Origin of the sequence: Citrobacter sp. Cpo126 (assembly GCF_030332445.1) — a bacterium.
In the GTDB taxonomy this organism is placed as follows: Bacteria; Pseudomonadota; Gammaproteobacteria; order Enterobacterales; family Enterobacteriaceae; genus Citrobacter; species Citrobacter portucalensis.
The window spans coordinates 1-16315 of the sequence record NZ_JAOWHT010000033.1; the positions used below are offsets into that span (position 1 = coordinate 1).

Annotated in this window: 21 protein-coding genes; 2 read left to right on the forward strand and 19 right to left on the reverse strand. The window is 52.7% G+C overall.

Annotated elements, in window-relative coordinates; translation table 11 throughout:
• The 16 genes from OGY17_RS13395 to OGY17_RS13470 form a co-directional block, all read right to left on the reverse strand.
• Positions 1 to 860 (reverse strand): phage tail protein (locus OGY17_RS13395; RefSeq protein ID WP_286607513.1); only part of this gene is annotated, 860 nt, incomplete at its 3' end.
• Positions 857 to 1468, reverse strand: coding sequence for a phage tail protein I (locus OGY17_RS13400; protein WP_286607516.1), 612 nt, complete (start codon positions 1466 to 1468; stop codon positions 857 to 859). The genes OGY17_RS13400 and OGY17_RS13395, both read right to left, overlap by 4 nt.
• Positions 1461 to 2369, reverse strand: coding sequence for a baseplate assembly protein (locus OGY17_RS13405; protein WP_258735752.1), 909 nt, complete (start codon positions 2367 to 2369; stop codon positions 1461 to 1463). Before OGY17_RS13405 ends, OGY17_RS13400 begins: the two co-directional genes overlap by 8 nt.
• 4 nt (positions 2370 to 2373) lie before the next feature.
• Positions 2374 to 2721, reverse strand: a complete 348-nt coding sequence (locus tag OGY17_RS13410; protein ID WP_000213440.1) for a GPW/gp25 family protein — start codon at positions 2719 to 2721, stop codon at positions 2374 to 2376.
• Positions 2718 to 3359 (reverse strand): phage baseplate assembly protein V, encoded by a 642-nt coding sequence (locus OGY17_RS13415; RefSeq protein WP_236874345.1) that lies wholly within the window; start codon positions 3357 to 3359, stop codon positions 2718 to 2720. The genes OGY17_RS13410 and OGY17_RS13415 overlap by 4 nt, the downstream gene beginning before the upstream one ends.
• A 68-nt stretch (positions 3360 to 3427) precedes the next feature.
• Complete coding sequence (locus OGY17_RS13420) at positions 3428 to 3877, reverse strand: phage virion morphogenesis protein (RefSeq protein WP_258735753.1); 450 nt, start codon at positions 3875 to 3877, stop codon at positions 3428 to 3430.
• Complete coding sequence (locus OGY17_RS13425; protein ID WP_200079195.1) at positions 3870 to 4337, reverse strand: phage tail protein; 468 nt, start codon at positions 4335 to 4337, stop codon at positions 3870 to 3872. The genes OGY17_RS13420 and OGY17_RS13425 overlap by 8 nt, the downstream gene beginning before the upstream one ends.
• Positions 4300 to 4545: an Rz1-like lysis system protein LysC gene (gene lysC, locus OGY17_RS13430; protein WP_235785999.1), complete on the reverse strand. Its 246-nt coding sequence runs from the start codon at positions 4543 to 4545 to the stop codon at positions 4300 to 4302. Before lysC ends, OGY17_RS13425 begins: the two co-directional genes overlap by 38 nt.
• On the reverse strand, positions 4445 to 4858 hold the full coding sequence (lysB, locus tag OGY17_RS13435) for an Rz-like lysis system protein LysB (protein WP_286607529.1): 414 nt from the start codon (positions 4856 to 4858) through the stop codon (positions 4445 to 4447). Before lysB ends, lysC begins: the two co-directional genes overlap by 101 nt.
• Positions 4855 to 5364 (reverse strand): lysozyme, encoded by a 510-nt coding sequence (locus OGY17_RS13440; RefSeq protein WP_286607531.1) that lies wholly within the window; start codon positions 5362 to 5364, stop codon positions 4855 to 4857. The genes lysB and OGY17_RS13440 overlap by 4 nt, the downstream gene beginning before the upstream one ends.
• Positions 5348 to 5569, reverse strand: coding sequence for a phage holin family protein (locus OGY17_RS13445; RefSeq protein WP_000524754.1), 222 nt, complete (start codon positions 5567 to 5569; stop codon positions 5348 to 5350). Before OGY17_RS13445 ends, OGY17_RS13440 begins: the two co-directional genes overlap by 17 nt.
• A complete protein-coding gene (locus OGY17_RS13450; RefSeq protein ID WP_001100637.1) occupies positions 5560 to 5763 on the reverse strand; it encodes a tail protein X in 204 nt (67 codons plus the stop codon). Before OGY17_RS13450 ends, OGY17_RS13445 begins: the two co-directional genes overlap by 10 nt.
• Complete coding sequence (locus tag OGY17_RS13455; protein WP_000177982.1) at positions 5763 to 6263, reverse strand: head completion/stabilization protein; 501 nt, start codon at positions 6261 to 6263, stop codon at positions 5763 to 5765. The genes OGY17_RS13450 and OGY17_RS13455 overlap by 1 nt, the downstream gene beginning before the upstream one ends.
• Before the next feature lie 97 nt (positions 6264 to 6360).
• Positions 6361 to 7119 carry a phage terminase small subunit gene (locus OGY17_RS13460; RefSeq protein ID WP_286607533.1) on the reverse strand — a complete coding sequence of 253 codons (759 nt, stop codon included), beginning with the start codon at positions 7117 to 7119 and terminating at the stop codon, positions 6361 to 6363.
• Between the two features lie 3 nt (positions 7120 to 7122).
• Complete coding sequence (locus tag OGY17_RS13465; protein WP_286607535.1) at positions 7123 to 8283, reverse strand: phage major capsid protein, P2 family; 1161 nt, start codon at positions 8281 to 8283, stop codon at positions 7123 to 7125.
• Between the two features lie 31 nt (positions 8284 to 8314).
• A complete protein-coding gene (locus OGY17_RS13470; protein ID WP_286607538.1) occupies positions 8315 to 9178 on the reverse strand; it encodes a GPO family capsid scaffolding protein in 864 nt (287 codons plus the stop codon).
• A 164-nt stretch (positions 9179 to 9342) separates the two neighbouring features.
• Between OGY17_RS13470 and OGY17_RS13475 the strand changes: the two genes are divergently transcribed.
• Together OGY17_RS13475 and OGY17_RS13480 are read left to right on the forward strand one after the other, a co-directional pair.
• Complete coding sequence (locus tag OGY17_RS13475; RefSeq protein WP_286607540.1) at positions 9343 to 11112, forward strand: terminase ATPase subunit family protein; 1770 nt, start codon at positions 9343 to 9345, stop codon at positions 11110 to 11112.
• Positions 11112 to 12149: a phage portal protein gene (locus OGY17_RS13480; RefSeq protein ID WP_286607542.1), complete on the forward strand. Its 1038-nt coding sequence runs from the start codon at positions 11112 to 11114 to the stop codon at positions 12147 to 12149. Before OGY17_RS13475 ends, OGY17_RS13480 begins: the two co-directional genes overlap by 1 nt.
• 308 nt (positions 12150 to 12457) lie before the next feature.
• On the opposite strand, the gene OGY17_RS13485 is transcribed toward OGY17_RS13480, so the two are convergent.
• From OGY17_RS13485 to OGY17_RS13495, 3 genes are all read right to left on the reverse strand, one after another.
• A complete protein-coding gene (locus OGY17_RS13485) occupies positions 12458 to 14470 on the reverse strand; it encodes an ATP-binding protein (protein WP_260861662.1) in 2013 nt (670 codons plus the stop codon).
• 4 nt (positions 14471 to 14474) lie between these two features.
• Positions 14475 to 15503, reverse strand: coding sequence for a DNA cytosine methyltransferase (locus OGY17_RS13490; protein ID WP_260861663.1), 1029 nt, complete (start codon positions 15501 to 15503; stop codon positions 14475 to 14477).
• Positions 15504 to 15786: 283 nt separating this feature from the next.
• Complete coding sequence (locus OGY17_RS13495) at positions 15787 to 16227, reverse strand: DinI-like family protein (RefSeq protein ID WP_286607555.1); 441 nt, start codon at positions 16225 to 16227, stop codon at positions 15787 to 15789.
• Positions 16228 to 16315: the final 88 nt, after the last annotated feature.

Here is a 16315-nt window from a genome sequence, read left to right on the forward strand (position 1 = left end):
AAACCAAGGTTTTGGAGAAACTTCGCCACATCTGGAATATCCCCGCCGTTTTGGCTTTTCTGCATCGCGCCGGTGATACGTGCATCATCACCCGCCGCAACGGTATCGGCAGTTGTACCGGTGTTTTTCGTCGAACTGTTACCCAGTTGCAGATTCTGGCGGGCCAGTGCCGGATTAGGTAAATCAGCGAGATTGCGCTCTTTAGCCAGCCGGGCATTCGCATTGTCCATCGCAATTTTTACGGCTTTCGGGGTTGCCGATTGTGTCTCGCGGTCATCCGTCACACTGCTGTTAAGCTGCGTAAAACCTTTAGCGGTAGTGGTTGCATCGGGATGATTGCGCGACTGTTCGTGGTTGCGCATTAGTCCATCAACGTAGCTCTTCACCTCGATGACAGCATCGTCAACATACTTGCGGGTTGCCAGCACGACCGACGGGTCGATTTTTAAGGTGATCGCCGACGTGCTCGAGACAACAAGAATCATGCGAATGGTCTGTGTTCGACCGCTCCCCTCGGCCAGTAACGGCTTGTAGGTTTCCGGGCAGTTGGCGACAGCAATCAAAATGCCATCGTCATCATAAAGACCGATTTCACGGATGAAAAAACCACCCTCATTTTCCGGGATAATTTGTTCGGCAATAATCTGACCAGCGTCGTTAGCATCCACGCTCAGTGAATTAATCGGCGCGATGCGGGTCTGGTTAATGAGTTTTGTCTGAGCCGGGTCAGGCGTCGGCAACGTGCCGTTACCATCACCGACAGCCATTTGTGTGATATTCAGTTTTGTACCGAGCATGGTCGCGTTTGCCAGTCGCGCCGCGCCCTGATTGGTCAGGATGGCAAAATATTTTGTTGTCATGCGCTTACTCGCAGGTTATCAATCAGATGAATGGCCGAAGCCGGATAAAACTCACCACCGACGACAATTTCCCCGGCGGCATAGGGATAAACGGTTAACAGGTCACCGTCATAGCAGCTTGCGCCCACATAAGCGCGCCCGGTGGTGCTCAGGCTGATAGCGAGCCCGGTCAGGTGTCGGCTTGCCGGTTTTGCCCCTTCTATCAGGCGCTCGAGTTCGAGGTACATCTCATCGGTGATGCCGGTCTCGAGTACGCCAACAACAAGCCGGAAAGTTCCGGGCTCTTCGTTGAGTTCCCACCACTCCTTAACCTCAATCAGATAGCCCAGCGGCTCCACCACGCGCCGTAAGGCGACGATAGTGCCTTTGTGGGCATGGATGAAAAACGCCGAGGCGATGACGCTGCGTTTTGTCGCCTCCGGCCAGTTCTCATCCCACCGGTCAACCGAAAACGCCCACGCCAGATACGGCAACAGCCGCACCGGGCAGGTACGCCAGTTCCACAATGTGCGAAGCGGTACCGGCACACGCTCGATATCTGCGGCCGCGCGGGCGGCGGCAACCTCGAGCAGCGATGAGCCAACAGGCAACAGCCGGTTATTACTCATCAGCACCCCCGTCAGCGATGCGGTATTCGGTGCAACAGGATGCCTGGTATTTACTGAGCACAATGTCAGCCAGTGGCGCGGTCAGTTCGACACGCTGCACACCTTCGACGTGCAGGGCGGCATAGATGGCCGACTGACGAATGTCGCGGCCCAGTCGCTGTTGTGCGGTGATATACGCCTTGAGTTTTTCCTCTGCGGCCTGACGGATGGGCGCGGCCTCCGGCCCCGGATAAAAATACAGCGTGGCGTCAATCTGATACGGCACGATTTCAGCACTCTGCACCGTCACCCTGTCGCCAACCGGGCGCACCTCTTCAGCATTTAGTGCTTTTTCAACGATGGTCAGAAGTTCATCGGATGCGGTGCCGTCATCCTCGCGTGACAGCACGGTGATGGTCACACAGGCCGGTGACGGGCTGACAACCGAGATATCAGCGACCCGACCGTCAGCGCTGCGACCGTGGTATTCATATGCACCTACCGGACCAGCCACGCTGAGCCCTTCATAAGCCTGTTGTGCGCGTAACCGTAAATCGGTATCAGATTCCATGACGGCAGGTGTCGGCGGGATAGTACTGTTATCGGCGGGCGTCACAATCTGTCGCCCGGTGTTGTTGTTTCCGGCCATCACATCGAGGTCGTTATTACTCGCGTAAGCCAGTGTGCAGCCTTTCGCCGCATCGTTCACACGCTGACGCCAGATAACCTCCCGATAGGCGTTTTCCTCCAGATACTTCACCAGTGGCTCAGACTCAAGGGCGAGAGTGCGCGCAACAGCGTCCTGTTGTTCTTCAGGGTAAAGCGAGACCAGCGTCGCTTTGCGTTCCGCGAGAATGGTTTCAAAATCCAGCGTTTCCACAACGTCAGGCGCGGGGAGCTGGCTCAGGTCGATGGTTGCCATAAATTCAACTCACAGGGATAGTCAGTGACAGGGTTTTTCCGGTGTCCCGGGTCTCGCCGGTCAGCTCAACAATCATCTGACCGTTAAACTGACGTTCTACCGTCAGCGAGCTGATGCTGATGCGCGGCTCCCACTTCAACAGCGCCATATAACAGGCGCACATAATTTGCAGCCTCAGCGCGTCGGTCTGCGGCATATCAATCAGGGAGAACAGCAGCGAGCCATAATCGCGGCGCATCACGCGAGAGCCGACCGGCGTTCGCAAAATATCGCCACAGCTCTGACGGATGTGATCGGCGTCAGTGATGGCGCGCCCGGTCTCCCTGTTCATACCGATATAACGGGTCGTCATTTCGTGCCCTCCGTCCAGGCTCCACCTCTTTGCACACCGCCGTGACCGTGGTCGTCGACCTGAACGCCGTTTGATTTAAACGTACCGTCGGTGTGTTCGATGTTTCCGCGCATGGTGCCGCCTTGTTGTACCTCAAGCGTCGCCGTCGTCAGTTTGTTGGTGCAGACCACTTCCGGGGTGTCGAGGGTGATGCGGGTCTCGGCTTTCACCGTCACCAGCGGTACCGTCGCGGTGATGGAATCCGACGCCGTAACGTCTGCGGTTTTAATGCCACTCACAGTCAGCGCGCCGGTCTCCGGCTCGTACTCGATAACAGCCCCGTCAGGAAAGGTGATGTGAAAAGCATCAGCCGACGCCGACGGCGCTGGGTGGTCATCAGAGAAAATACCGGGCAGCACAAAAGCGGTGTCGAGCTCACCACCGACGGCCAGCAGTAAAACCTGCTCACCCACAGACGGAGCCCACCAGACACGTGAGCGACCGGCGCGCGTGGTCAGCCACTGAAGCCAGTCGGTAACAATGCCGCCAGTCTGGACGCGACAGCGCCCGTCATCGAGGTCGACTTCGACGACGACGCCGGTGCGTATCAGGTTGCGAAGGAGGCGTAAAGCGTCCTGAAGAGTTGCGCGAGTATTCATACAAGGAAGGATGCCGCCCGGTGCTCTGAGCGGCAATTGATGCGGGTTTTACTGTCGATGACACAACGCTAAACGGACAATTTAGCGATAATTATTTCCTCCACGGTCTGACGGTCTTCATCATTAAACCCGATGAGCGGTCGGGCATCGTACTGCACCGGCGCACTGTTTCGCCCTGGCTTATCTTTGAGACCGTACTGATGCACATTCGCCATTCGTTGTACCTTGCCGGTAAATTCCACGACCGCCGAATCATTCCCCGCCGTGGCTTTCATAAAGCGACTCGTGCGGAGCTTCGCGAACATTTCCCGCTTAACCCGGCCTTTTTTGGCTTTTACCGGCTGGCGTTTTCGGGCGGCGTAAGGTGTCCCGTCCGGGGCTTTCTGCGTTTTAATCCGGCGCTGTTGACGGGCTCGCAGGGTCTTCGCGATATCTGCGGCCATTCTGCGACGGGCAGCAGGTGACAGCGCCGCTATCAGACCCGCGAGCTTATCGTCAAAGGGTTTAAAGTCATTCATGCAAGCGACTCACGAGCTCACCGTTAACATACAGCTCAACTGGCCTGGTAACGGGTTCCGGCGGCTGCGGCTCTTCTGCCTGTTCAACGTGGAGCTGATCCCCCTGCTCTTTAACGAGGGTGCGCTCGGTCAGCATCAGGCTGATACTGATATCGACGTTGTCGTTGGCGTTGATATCAGCAAAATAGGTGAATCCCTTTTTACGCCCTTCATCGGTCGTCATAATGTCAGCCTGATGGATGCGCAACCATGCCTGAATCGGGACAAGTAACAGCTCGATATCATCCGTGAAATCGGTCACCACCACATTGAGCGTGTACCGGTTCTCAAACGACAGCGACGTCGCCAGCGTCGAGGCAATATTCCCGTTGTCGATAAAGACACGCATCATATCGGGGTTTCGTGCCAGCACCGGCACGGCGTCAGTTAAGGCTTTTCGCAGACTCTTCGGCTTGTACATCGATTTTATCCTGGCAATTTTTTATTGTTCTGACCTGAAGCGCACAGCGCTCGAGGGCGCTTTCGAGCTGGCGTATATCCGCGCTCAGGTCGCCATTGGTGGTCGGGTCACTTCCCGGCATCGGACAAAGACTGACCCTCGGGCATGCGTTGTAGACAATCACCGGCGTCGGCACAGGCGGCGCGCTGGTGCAACCGGCGCACAGCATCAGGTAAATCAGCGCTATACCAGCGGCGAAGCTGTTCATTTTCATTGAGTAACCTCGTAATGGTCTGTTCCCGGCGTTGCGCCCGCTCTCCGGCATCGATGAGCTCACCGCGCAGTAAGACCTGAGCGGTCTCATTTTCCCCACGGATACGGGAGGCTGTTTTAAGCTGGCTTTTCAGCATGGTAATCACCGTTTTTTGTTCACCGGCGACCTTGTTCGCCCGTTCAAAGGAGCGGGTCAGACTGGTGTTTTCGTGACGCATCCAGAGCAGCCCGGCCACGGCCAGCACTAACAACACGACTATCGTTTTCATTTCGCCCCCTTCAGGCAGTAGGTGCGCTCGCGAAAGCGGCGATTTTCGAGCCCGGCATTACGCTCACCATTCACAAACACCCAGCGGGTGAGCTGGTCACAGGCTTGCCACCATTGCCGGTGTTTCAGGTGATACACCAGCGTTGAGCGACAGGCCGCGCCGGTACCGACGTTAAAAGCGAAGCTGACCAGCGCGTCATAGACGGCGGGGGGCATTTCAACAGGCACACAGACCGCGAGTCGTTTCTCGACGTTCAGCACATCAGCGACCAGATTCGCGGCGGCTTCCTTCTCGGTGATATCCCGTTTCGGTACCACCCCGGCAGTGTGGCCTATGCCTGACGTCCACACGCCCGCGCTGCACTGATAAGGGCGCAACCGGCAACCCTCGAGGTCGGCAATCAGCGTGAGCCCCTCCGGCGAGGTGTGAAGCAAACGAAAATCAGGCACCAGTGCCGCCAGCGCCAGCACGACGGCCACACTGCAACGTTTAACGAATGAGCCCACGAATAACCCCCTTATCAATCCCCATCGAGACGAGATAGCGGTATTTCTTTCGCTGGTACCAGAAGTTAACCAGCGCGGTAAAAATGGCGCAGCTTCCCCCGACATAAAGTGCGAGCCGTTCCGGTGTCTGCGTACCGAAATACGCCAGCACCACTGACAGCCAGTAGGTCAGAAAGGTTGTGATTTTATCCACAGTCAGTCCCATAAATTCACGGTCTCCGATACCGGTGCGGCGTCGACTTCAGGCAGACTGACCGCCGTGCCATGTGGCAGGACGACACCCAGCTCAGCGAGCCCCGGATTAGCCAGCAATACCGCCTCGACCACACCTTCAGTGCGCCCGTAATGGCGCTGACATAACGTGTCGAGCGTGTCACCCTGATGCGCGATGACGTTCATCAGATTTGCCCCACGATGCAGCGCGCTTTGTCCTGGATACGGGCAACCGACCAGCGCATGTCACGCCACATTTCATCGATGGTGTCATCGATGCTGTCGGCCTTTTTGTCACCTTTGGCGCTGGCATCAACACCCCGGTAACGCTCGTACAGCGTCGCGGTCGTCATCGAGCAAACAGCGTTGAAGTAGTGAAAAACCCGCACACTTTCGCCGTCGAGCTCATCCGTCGGCACATCCTCGAGGCGCTGATAACCGGCGGCGAGCTGAAGGTCGCGCCAGTCGGTTAACTCGGCGTTGGTCTCGGCCATCGCGGTTTTAATCGCCCGGCGCAGACGCACTGGCGTCACGGTCTGCTCGAGGCGCATTTCTTCGCGCATGCGCTTCGGGTCAACATCCGGGAAAAAGGCCGTGTTTTTAATCACCGGCTCGTCGACCGGCACCGGCGGGATGACCATCGGGTCGCGCTGTTGCGCCGGGTTATTCATCACAATCATGGTCATGAGTACCTCAGTAAATAGGTGGGCGGTGGACGCCGGTCGCAGTTACGGTGAATCACCGACATTGACCAGCGTGCCGCCCGGCGCGGGGCGCGTTCTGTTAACCGGCGACTTTCTTCGGGCGTCCACGCCCTCGTTTCACCGGTGAATCTTGTTTTTTCGCGGGTGCCTTTTTCGCGGCTTTCGGCGCTGTTTTTTTGACGGCGACCGGTTTCGGGTTCAGCTCACGAGTGAGGGTCTCAATGTCTTTTCTTACCCCGGCGTTGGTGTCGAGCTGTAAGGCGCGTTGCAGGTGAGAAAGCGCATTCTCAGGCTGACCGGCATCACGCAGGGTCAGACCGGTGACCTTATGCAGCCGGGCGCGTACTTCGTCAGGCATATCGGCCTCAGCAGTCAGCCCGATGACGCAAAGGAGTTGCGCAGCGTCGACCGTCTCCCCGGCAATTCGGGCGCGGGTTGCCGCGAGCGCGACCTCTTCGGCCAGCATGTAAGGTGTGGTGCGGGAATGATTTTCCGGCATCGACAGGCCGAAACGCAGCGCATAGCGCGCAATCTCAATCGCGCCGGTGATATCCCCCGCATCAAGACGCCAGAGCATCACCGTCATCAGAATGTCATCCTGTGCGCCGGTGCCGCTTTCCAGTACGCCAGCGACCCACGGCAGGTACAGCGGGAGTAATTCGCGTTTTTTATCCGCTTTGCGTTCTTTAGAACGAATTGCTGATAGCGTCCGGCGGTCTGCGGCCAGCTTGACGAGCATTTGCTCGTAAGGTGAGGCATGACGCAGCGGGGCGTTATCCCGCTGCGATGCCCTGATAGCCGAGACCCGCATCGCGTGACGCTGTGCGGGGGTTGCCATCGGTTATGCCTCCTTGCCGTCAGTGGTGCCGGTTTCAGCCGGTGCGCTGCCTGTCAGAGACTGCATCGCTTTGACCATTGCCGCCGCGAAGACTTCCGCGCTCACTGGTTCCGAGGTGGCGGGTTCTTCCGGTTCGAGGATCTCGATATTTTCAATCAGGCAACCGGCCTCGTAGTCCTCGATAACGAAATCGACTTTGACCTGTTCGTAGTTTTCCACCTGGTCGAGTTTCGGATTTTCGACGATGTGGCGGCGGTGACCGTCCTCGTACAGATAAATCGAAATGTTATCCAGCGTGGTGATGAAAACGCTGTTTGCCGGGAAGAATGGCGCGCGCACCGCCTGAAGCTGGCCGATGGTTTTCTGGCTGATAATCAGCTCACCGGCGAGCTGTTCGCTGTTTGCCTGGAACTTGTTAATCATCGGGAAGTATTTGTCGGTCAGGATACGGCGACCACAGATGACAACCATTTCCGGGTTTTCGCGGTGAATTTCCGCGACCAGTGACTCGAAAGCATCCATGACCAGCGCGTCGAGGTTGGCGTAATGCCCCCCTTTACCCACTTTGATGGTGTTCGAAATCACGGTACCGTCAGCGTCGGTGACGCTGGACATCACACGCTCAGGCGCGTCGTTGCGGTATTTCTGCAACCAGCCGACAGCCACATCCTGAAGTAACGGGTTTTTGCTACGGTCAGACGTCGCCGCCCGGCTCACGCCGTTAAAGCCGATGGTGATGTAATCCAGCGCCTGACGCTTGATGATGGCGTTACGGATCCGAATCTGGAAATCCTGAAAACGCGCCCACAGGTCGAGCTTGTTGTACTTCAGGTGATAGTCGAAGTTCACCGGATGACAGAAATAGCGGTACGCATCCATTTTCGCGAAATCAGCGGTCTTACGCTCGACGCCACCGTCGGTATCAGCGGTACTGGCAATGGAGCCGGTCACATCGATGCCGACTTTCTCTTCGGTCAGCTCGCCAACGGTTACCATGTTGATGAGCTTCAGGAAGCTGGACGACTGCTGGATTTTGTCAAACAGGGTCTGCGTCACCGACGGCTCGACGGTGAATTTTTTGTTGAGGTCGCTGACCTCGATGCCGTTCAGTTCAGCGATACGGCTCAGGTACTGATTAAATTTAAAACGGGTGTCTTTACGCATGGCGTTTCTTTTCCTTCGTGGTTAGCAGGGGTTAGCAGTCGGTCAGCGTGGAGACCGCCGAATCACCGTCACCGCCGGTACTTAACTTGCGGCGCGCCTGTGATCTGCTTTCGGTGTTTTCCAGCGTGTTGGTTAGGGTGCTGAATTGCTGCGAGGTGGCGTCGGCCTGTTCGGCCAGCGCTTTTTTGACGTCGGCGAGTTCGGCTTCAATTACACTGAAACGCACCTCGGCGCTTTCGCCGCCGGTCTGCACCCGCTCGGCGATGGCGGTCACGGCTTCATGTACATCACCGAAACGCGCATCGTCGTCAGTCTGTTTACGGCTGAAGATGCCTTTCACGGTGTCGCTGAGTTTGGTCAGCAGGGTGTCGGGCAGGTCTTCGAATTCCAGCTCGGCAAGGGTTGCCACTGAGAACAGGTCGCCCGGCTGGTCTTTCTTCCCGGCCAGTGGGTTTTGTTGTGCGCGGGAACAGAATTGCAGGTATTCGGTACCGAGACTCGCCGGGTCATCAGTTACCGCCAGCCCGATGAGGTGACATTTGCCGGTGTTGGCAAAGTTCGGACGAATTTCCATCGAGGTGTAAACCTTCTGGCCTTTCGCCAGCATCGCGAGCAGGTTGTCGAGCGGGGCAATTTTGCCGAACAGCGCCAGCTTGCCGTTAAGTGCCGAATCGTCGTCGATCACTTCTGCTTTCACTTCCGTGACGTCGCCATAGCGGCAAAACGGGCTGTCGGGAATAACGCTGCGGATATGCTCGAGGTTAATGCGACAGCCGTAGACGCGCGGGTCAAAGCCGTCGGCCATTTCCTGAATATCGGTCGCACTGATGACGCGACCGTCGCAGGTGTCCCCCTCGACGCCGATGCGAAACCATTTCGAAATTTTTTTAGCCATGAGTCAGGTGTCCTGAGTTGGGTTATCGGGTCGGATGTAGTTTCCCGACTCCCTCCCTCGTCAGCCACCGGTTACAGAAGTGCAACCCCTGACACAACAGGGGGTTAGCGATTCATCCCCCCTGAATCTTTAGCCTTGCCGTGTACTCATCACAGTGAGGTTTTATGACCACTACCAACGACACATCACTACTCAGCGACCCGCGACGACAGGCCGCGCTTTTGTTCTGGCAGGGCTATTCCGTGCCACAAATCGCGGAGCAGTTACAGGTCAAGCGCCCCACGGTGCAGAGCTGGAAACAGCGTGATAAATGGGAAGAAACCGCCCCGTTAAACCGGGTCGAGTTCACGCTCGAGGCGCGACTGATTCAGCTTTATGCAAAGCCTGACCTGACGGCTCACGACTTTAAGGTCGCGGATTTTCTTGCGCGCCAGATGGAACGCCTCGCGCGGGTTAACCGCTACGGCCAGACCAGCAACGAAGCGGATTTAAACCCGAACGTGGCCAACCGCAACAAAGGGGAAAAGAAGAAGCCGAAAAAGAACTTTTTCAGCGAAGAGGCTATCGAGAAACTCGAAGAGATTTTCCTCGAGCAGTCTTTCGACTATCAGCTCGAGTGGTGGCGCGCGGGGCTGGCGCACCGCATCAGGAACATTCTGAAATCGCGACAGATTGGCGCGACGTTCTATTTTGCACGTGAGGCACTGTTACAGGCGTTGAAGACCGGCCACAACCAGATATTTTTGTCGGCCAGTAAGACGCAAGCCTATGTATTCCGTAAATACATTATCGCCTTTGCCCGACAGGCTGGCGTCGAGCTTACCGGCGACCCGATTGTGCTCGGCAACAATGGCGCGGAGTTGATGTTTCTCGGTACCAATGCCAACACGGCACAGAGTCACAACGGTGACCTGTATGTCGACGAAATTTTCTGGATCCCCAACTTCCAGAAACTGAAGCGCGTCGCCGGGGGCATGTCGTCACAGGAGCATTTACGCACGACCTATTTTTCGACCCCATCATCGCTGGCGCACGGCGCTTACCCGTTCTGGTCGGGTGAGCAGTTCAACAAGGGGCGCTCAGACAAGAGCGAGCGCGTCGATATCGATATCAGCCACGCCGCACTCGCGAAGGGCGTCGCCTGTCCTGACGGCCAGTGGCGACAGATTGTCACCATCGAGGACGCACTCGCCAAAGGGTGCACCCTGTTTAACATCGATACGCTGAAGCGCGAGAACAGTGTCGATGAGTTCCGCAACCTGTTTATGTGCGAGTTCGTCGACGATAAAGCGTCGGTATTCCCGTTCGAAGAGCTGCAACGCTGCATGGTCGACAGCCTCGAGAAATGGGAGGACTACGCGCCATTTGCCGACCGGCCATTCGGTCACCGCCCGGTGTGGATTGGTTACGACCCGTCATTACGTGGCGACAGTGCCGGGTGCGTCGTCATCGCGCCGCCGGTCGTTGCCGGGGGCAAATTCCGCATCCTCGAGCGCCACCAGTGGAAAGGGATGGACTTCGCCCAACAGGCCGAATCCATTCGCGAGCTCACGCAGAAATACACCGTGGAATATATCGGCATCGATGCGACCGGGCTCGGTCAGGGCGTTTTCCAGCTCGTGCGGTCTTTCTACCCGGCTGCACGTGAAATCCGCTACACGCCGGAAATAAAAACCGCAATGGTGCTCAAAGCAAAAGACACCATTCGCCGCGGTTGCCTCGAGTACGACGTCAGCGCGACCGATATCACGCAGTCGTTTATGTCTATCCGCAAAACCATGACCAGCAGTGGTCGCAGCTCGACCTATGAGGCCAGTCGCACCGAGGAAGCCAGTCACGCCGATCTCGCTTGGGCAACCATGCACGTATTAATCAATGAGCCGCTGACCGCCGCGACCGGTGAGCAGTCATCCAGCATCATGGAGTGGAACTAATGAGCAAGAAACGCAACAAGCGCCAGCAGCCGCCGCGCACCAAAAACCACACCGCCGCACCGGCTCAGAGCATGGAAGCATTCACCTTTGGTGAGCCAACGCCGGTACTCGACCGCCGCGATATTCTCGATTACGTCGAGTGTATCGATAACGGCCAGTGGTACGAGCCGCCGGTGAGCTTTTCCGGGCTGGCGAAGAGCATGCGCGCCGCCGTGCATCACAGCTCGCCGATTTACGTGAAGCGTAATATTCTGGTGTCGACCTACATCCCGCACCCGCTGTTATCCCGTCAGGACTTCACCCGGTTTGCGCTCGACTATCTGGTGTTTGGTAATGCGTTTATCGAAGAGCGTCGCAGCCTGACCGGCAAGCCGTTAAAACTGGAAACCTCACCGGCGAAATACACCCGCCGTGGCATCGAGGATGACGTTTACTGGTACATTCAGAGCTACACACAGCCGCACCAGTTCGCGCCCGGCTCCGTCTTCCACCTGCTCGAGCCCGATATTAATCAGGAGCTTTACGGGATGCCGGAATACCTGAGCGCACTCAATTCAGCCTGGCTGAATGAATCGGCGACCCTGTTCCGTCGCAAGTATTATCAGAACGGCGCGCATGCTGGTTACATCATGTATGTGACCGACGCCGCGCAAAGCAGCACCGACGTCGAGGCACTGCGAAAGGCGATGCGCGACTCGAAAGGACTCGGCAATTTTAAGAACCTGTTTTTTTACGCGCCGAATGGTAAAGCAGACGGGATTAAAATTGTGCCACTGAGCGAAGTCGCCACGAAGGATGATTTTTTTAATATCAAGAAAGTCAGCGCCGCTGACCTGCTCGACGCGCACCGCATTCCATTCCAGCTTATGGGCGGTAAGCCCGAGAACGTCGGTTCAGTGGGTGACGTTGAGAAGGTGGCAAAGGTCTTTGTGCGTAACGAGCTGACCCCGCTACAGGCGCGGTTTATGGAGTTGAACGAATGGGCGGGTGAAGAAATTATCCGCTTCGAAAAATACAGTCTCGGCGACGACGAGTAACCCCACCTACAGCCGCCCGTCGTGGCGGCTTTACCCCCACCGCACACAACGCCCTCAGCGCCACGACACGCCGTCGCCGCTTCGCTTCACCTCGTTATTCACCCACGACCACGACAACGCCACAGGGACGCGCTCAGGCGCTGAAAAAATAAAATAAATACCCGCCTCAGCGCGCAATGCTATCCCCGCCACGCCTGCCCGCTTTATGGGGCAGTTTTAATGCAGTTGCCTTAATAGTATAAAGGCGCGCCATTACTGGCACGCCTTTAAATTTATCAAGCAATAATTCTGATGCATTAGCATGCAACTTAATGCACTTGTTGCGCTGACTCTTGAACTTTTTCACCTTCCGAAATTTTTAGCGTTTCAGTGTTAATTAACGCATGAATCCGCTTATCGTTAGGCGAGCGTTCGACCAAATGATCTAAGAACTCTTGCCATTGACGTTTTGCTTCGGAAAGAAGGTCGCCCCATGTAAGGGTTTCGAGTCCATCCTCTTTAAGCTTTTTAACTTTTTTCAAGAATGCAGGATTTTTCTTAGCTATTTTGTCCGCGACCAAATAGCCAGTGGCAGTATTAAATCTTGAGCCCGTTGAGCTTTCGAGATGACCACGGAATGTATCTACGTATGTTTCAAACCTGACCAAATGATCTAAATCGATGGTTAACCCTGGGCGCATGAACTCAAGGATGAGCAGATGCTCTCCGCTAGCCAAAACTAAATCAACACGCCCATTAAAATCTTCATCCTTATCAAGACCTGAATCTTTTGCTGCCTCAACGGCTAAGTCACCAACATTTCTTTCCTTAGCAAAGGTTTCCCACTTTGGTGATATTAACCAAGGGTTATTTGCAATGTAATCACGCACCGCATTTTCTAATTCACGATTTTTGATTCGTGATTCTAGGCCAATTATTGTATCTAGCTTTGCTTTAACTGATTCTGCTGTATGTAGGGCTTGAATGGTGTTAGCTTCGATAAGCATAGATAGTAATTTATCACTATCCATATCAGGAACCTCTGCCACTTGCCGGATTAACTCTTTTAAACGACCGCCTTCCCACGCCGTAAGAATAGAGTTACCTAACTCCTTGAATTGCTCAGCATTAATTTGATTGATGCTTGCCAACTTTTTAAGGGCAGTCATTATAGTTTTCTTTTCGCTCGGAGCAAGTTTTTCAATTCTCGAGCTAAAGTCAGAAACCTTATCCTCTATGAGCTTCGTTTTTTCTTCAGCCCTTCGGTCTTTCCATATTCTCAATAAATTGCGAATACGAGCCTTCCCCCACTCTTCAAGGGTTGCTAAATGGTGATGTCCCCAATTCAACCGCTGGCGTTCTGTTGAAATAACATCTTCATCAAATTCATCAAGATAATCAGCCAATACTGCGCCAGTCATATATTCTGGTCCATTTTGACTAGGGAGTCCGCCAGTTAAATTGAACATAAAAGGTCTTTGTGATAATTTCCCATGGGAAAATATTGAAATCCCCTGCAACTCCTCTTCCTTTATAGTTTCCTTCAAGAAGAAAACTCTCCATTTTATTTGATGGCCTCCAACCATTTCGGTTCCCCATCCATCTTTATCAATCTCAGTCAGCCCTTCAGGTTTTTCATTTGATTTATAATCTTTAGGGAAAGACATTTCTGATTGAATAAGGAAATTTTCCGTCGGAATTACTTTCCCATCAACACTGACATAAAAATTCGCAGCCGCCGCATTAACAGAGAAACGGCGAGCCATAGATGTTGCAAAAAAATCTGCTGAAATCAAACGTTGTATTTTCAGACCTGTTAATTTAATAGTTGTACCATGTTCTTGTTTTAATTCTTCATTAGGCTCAACTCGATCAATAACATCAATGCTAAGCTTAGATGTATTGATATAATCGTCATTCGATGAATCACGAATTTTATCAATATCAAGTACAAATGATGTTTTCTCACCAGTGTCTTTACTGATAGTTGTTACAGTGATAACAGATGCGATACCAAAACCTGCAAATTTTCCAATACCCTTTCGTCCCATTAATGGTCGTTTTAAATCCCGTGAAAGAGTTTTTGCATTGTTTTTACGTTTATCATACCCTACTGTCAGAAATTTATTCTGACATTCATCTTGAGTCATTCCAATACCATTATCTTGAATAGTAATGGAGAAATCATCATGCGTAGGGAGCGTGATTTTAACTTCAGTAGCATCAGCATCCCATGAGTTAGAAACCATTTCCGCAATAGCTGCTGTTGGGCTTTGATACATTTGTATGCCCAAATGATCAATTATTCTTCCATGGAAATTTAAAAATAAAGAGTTTTCCATTCTATTATCCTAATTCAATAAGGTGCTTTTTGATTACTTCTGCATGACGCTTGATAAACTCTGGAGGTAGCGCATTGCCAATCATAAGAGCAGCTCTATCTTTGCCGTACTTGATTGGGAAGTAATAGTTTTTGGGAAAAGTTTGCAATAGAGCCGCTTCTCGCAAAGTAATCGCTCTATCTTGTACAGGATGAAGAAACCGTCCTTTAGATGGATTGGTACAACCACTTGTTATTGTTGGAGATACCGCATCCCATTTCATACGGCCATAAACATCTCTAAATCCGTTAGGATATTTTTTATGACAAGGTAGCCAGTATTCATACGGCAAGTCAGCACGGCTACCACCATCTTTAGGTACCAGCTTTATTATTTTCATGACTTTTTCAGTTCGATTTTCTTTAATATTATGCAAAAAGTCATCACTATGCTGTGGTAATGGCAAATCTCCAATCGCATCCTTAACAGTTACCTTTATGCTGTTTTTTTCTGCTCTTGGTAAATATCCTAATCTTGACGCTAACATTACCATACGTCGCCTTCTCTGCGGTACTCCAAAGTAAGAAGCATCTTCAATCGCAACTGAATTAGAATCTATGAAGTATCCTAATTGCTTCAATTCATCGCAAAAAATCTTTATACGGTAATCCTTGGCTAACGCGGGGACATTTTCCAACATCACCACTTTAGGAAGGAAACATTTAACAAAATCCAAAAACGAAAATATCAAATCATTCCGTTCATCGTTAACTGAGGAATTTTTATTTCTCGTTCTTAAGCTTGAAAAACCTTGACATGGTGGGCATCCCGCAAGCAATTCAAGCTGCCCTTGCTGGAGACCAAGTTCACTCATGATTTTTGCTGGAGATAGTTCTCGTATATCTCCAGTACGCAATGAAACATCAGGATGATTCTGCATATAGGTTTCAGAAACAATAGGCTCCTTTTCGACAGCCGACACTACATCAAAGCCAGCCATCTTAAGACCAACCGTCAGGCCACCTGCGCCGCAGAAGAGATCTATCGCTTTCATAAAATCCTTATCAAATCTAAACCAATCTGTAACTTTGAAAAATAATGGATGAGTATAAATGAGTCACCATGTCGCAGCAAAAGTATCTTTGTGGAAGCTGGTTCAGATGTGAGCTGAACGCCAAAGATGTCGCATTTTCGTTGTTAGCAGGTGCATTCATCCCGTTCTTCCAATGTGCAATGCTGACACGTTGTTATTCCATGGTTTACCTTTGTATGCAATCCCATACAAAATAACCCCATGCCATCAAACATAGGGTTACGGTTTGTAAATTTTTCAGGAACTAACGCCAGCTCTCATCTTCCCATACTTCCTGAAGGATACTATCGAGAGCTTCGCGGTCTGAATCTTTATCGAACCCCATCAACTCAACACCAGTCATAGAACCTTTCTTGACGTTAACGCTAGTTGCCGGAAAAACTGACTGTATTCGCTTGGTCAATTCACTCTGAAAAGCATCAATCACAGGCTGGCCGACTATTTGATCTTTATCTAATGTGATATTTACTCTCACCTTGCCCTCCTTCGCAAAGGTTTCATCAACAGGCGGCGCGGAAAAAACAACAGAAAAATTATTGTTTTTCATTAAGTTGCCTCTTGCTATCTCCGCAATTAAATTTAATGCGATTTCACGGTCTCTTTCCTGACAAGTCCCTTCAGCCGTCAGACGCGCAATCATTTCGACCCGCTCAATCATAACGTGCTCACTTAACTCTCTATCCACACAACCTCCACAACGAGATACTGTATAAACATACAGTATCACGTATTGATAAAAAATGTGAAGAAAAAAAGCAGTAAATACACTGTAT

Coding starts and splice junctions, on each gene's coding strand:
- OGY17_RS13400 (WP_286607516.1), bottom strand. CDS start 1,468: ATGAGTAATAACCGGCTGTTGCCTGTTGGCTCATCGCTGCTCGAGGTT.
- OGY17_RS13405 (WP_258735752.1), bottom strand. CDS start 2,369: ATGGCAACCATCGACCTGAGCCAGCTCCCCGCGCCTGACGTTGTGGAA.
- OGY17_RS13410 (WP_000213440.1), bottom strand. CDS start 2,721: ATGACGACCCGTTATATCGGTATGAACAGGGAGACCGGGCGCGCCATC.
- OGY17_RS13415 (WP_236874345.1), bottom strand. CDS start 3,359: ATGAATACTCGCGCAACTCTTCAGGACGCTTTACGCCTCCTTCGCAAC.
- OGY17_RS13420 (WP_258735753.1), bottom strand. CDS start 3,877: ATGAATGACTTTAAACCCTTTGACGATAAGCTCGCGGGTCTGATAGCG.
- OGY17_RS13425 (WP_200079195.1), bottom strand. CDS start 4,337: ATGTACAAGCCGAAGAGTCTGCGAAAAGCCTTAACTGACGCCGTGCCG.
- lysC (WP_235785999.1), bottom strand. CDS start 4,545: ATGCTGTGCGCCGGTTGCACCAGCGCGCCGCCTGTGCCGACGCCGGTG.
- lysB (WP_286607529.1), bottom strand. CDS start 4,858: ATGAAAACGATAGTCGTGTTGTTAGTGCTGGCCGTGGCCGGGCTGCTC.
- OGY17_RS13445 (WP_000524754.1), bottom strand. CDS start 5,569: ATGGGACTGACTGTGGATAAAATCACAACCTTTCTGACCTACTGGCTG.
- OGY17_RS13450 (WP_001100637.1), bottom strand. CDS start 5,763: ATGAACGTCATCGCGCATCAGGGTGACACGCTCGACACGTTATGTCAG.
- OGY17_RS13455 (WP_000177982.1), bottom strand. CDS start 6,263: ATGACCATGATTGTGATGAATAACCCGGCGCAACAGCGCGACCCGATG.
- OGY17_RS13460 (WP_286607533.1), bottom strand. CDS start 7,119: ATGGCAACCCCCGCACAGCGTCACGCGATGCGGGTCTCGGCTATCAGG.
- OGY17_RS13465 (WP_286607535.1), bottom strand. CDS start 8,283: ATGCGTAAAGACACCCGTTTTAAATTTAATCAGTACCTGAGCCGTATC.
- OGY17_RS13470 (WP_286607538.1), bottom strand. CDS start 9,178: ATGGCTAAAAAAATTTCGAAATGGTTTCGCATCGGCGTCGAGGGGGAC.
- OGY17_RS13475 (WP_286607540.1), top strand. CDS start 9,343: ATGACCACTACCAACGACACATCACTACTCAGCGACCCGCGACGACAG.
- OGY17_RS13480 (WP_286607542.1), top strand. CDS start 11,112: ATGAGCAAGAAACGCAACAAGCGCCAGCAGCCGCCGCGCACCAAAAAC.
- OGY17_RS13485 (WP_260861662.1), bottom strand. CDS start 14,470: ATGGAAAACTCTTTATTTTTAAATTTCCATGGAAGAATAATTGATCAT.
- OGY17_RS13490 (WP_260861663.1), bottom strand. CDS start 15,503: ATGAAAGCGATAGATCTCTTCTGCGGCGCAGGTGGCCTGACGGTTGGT.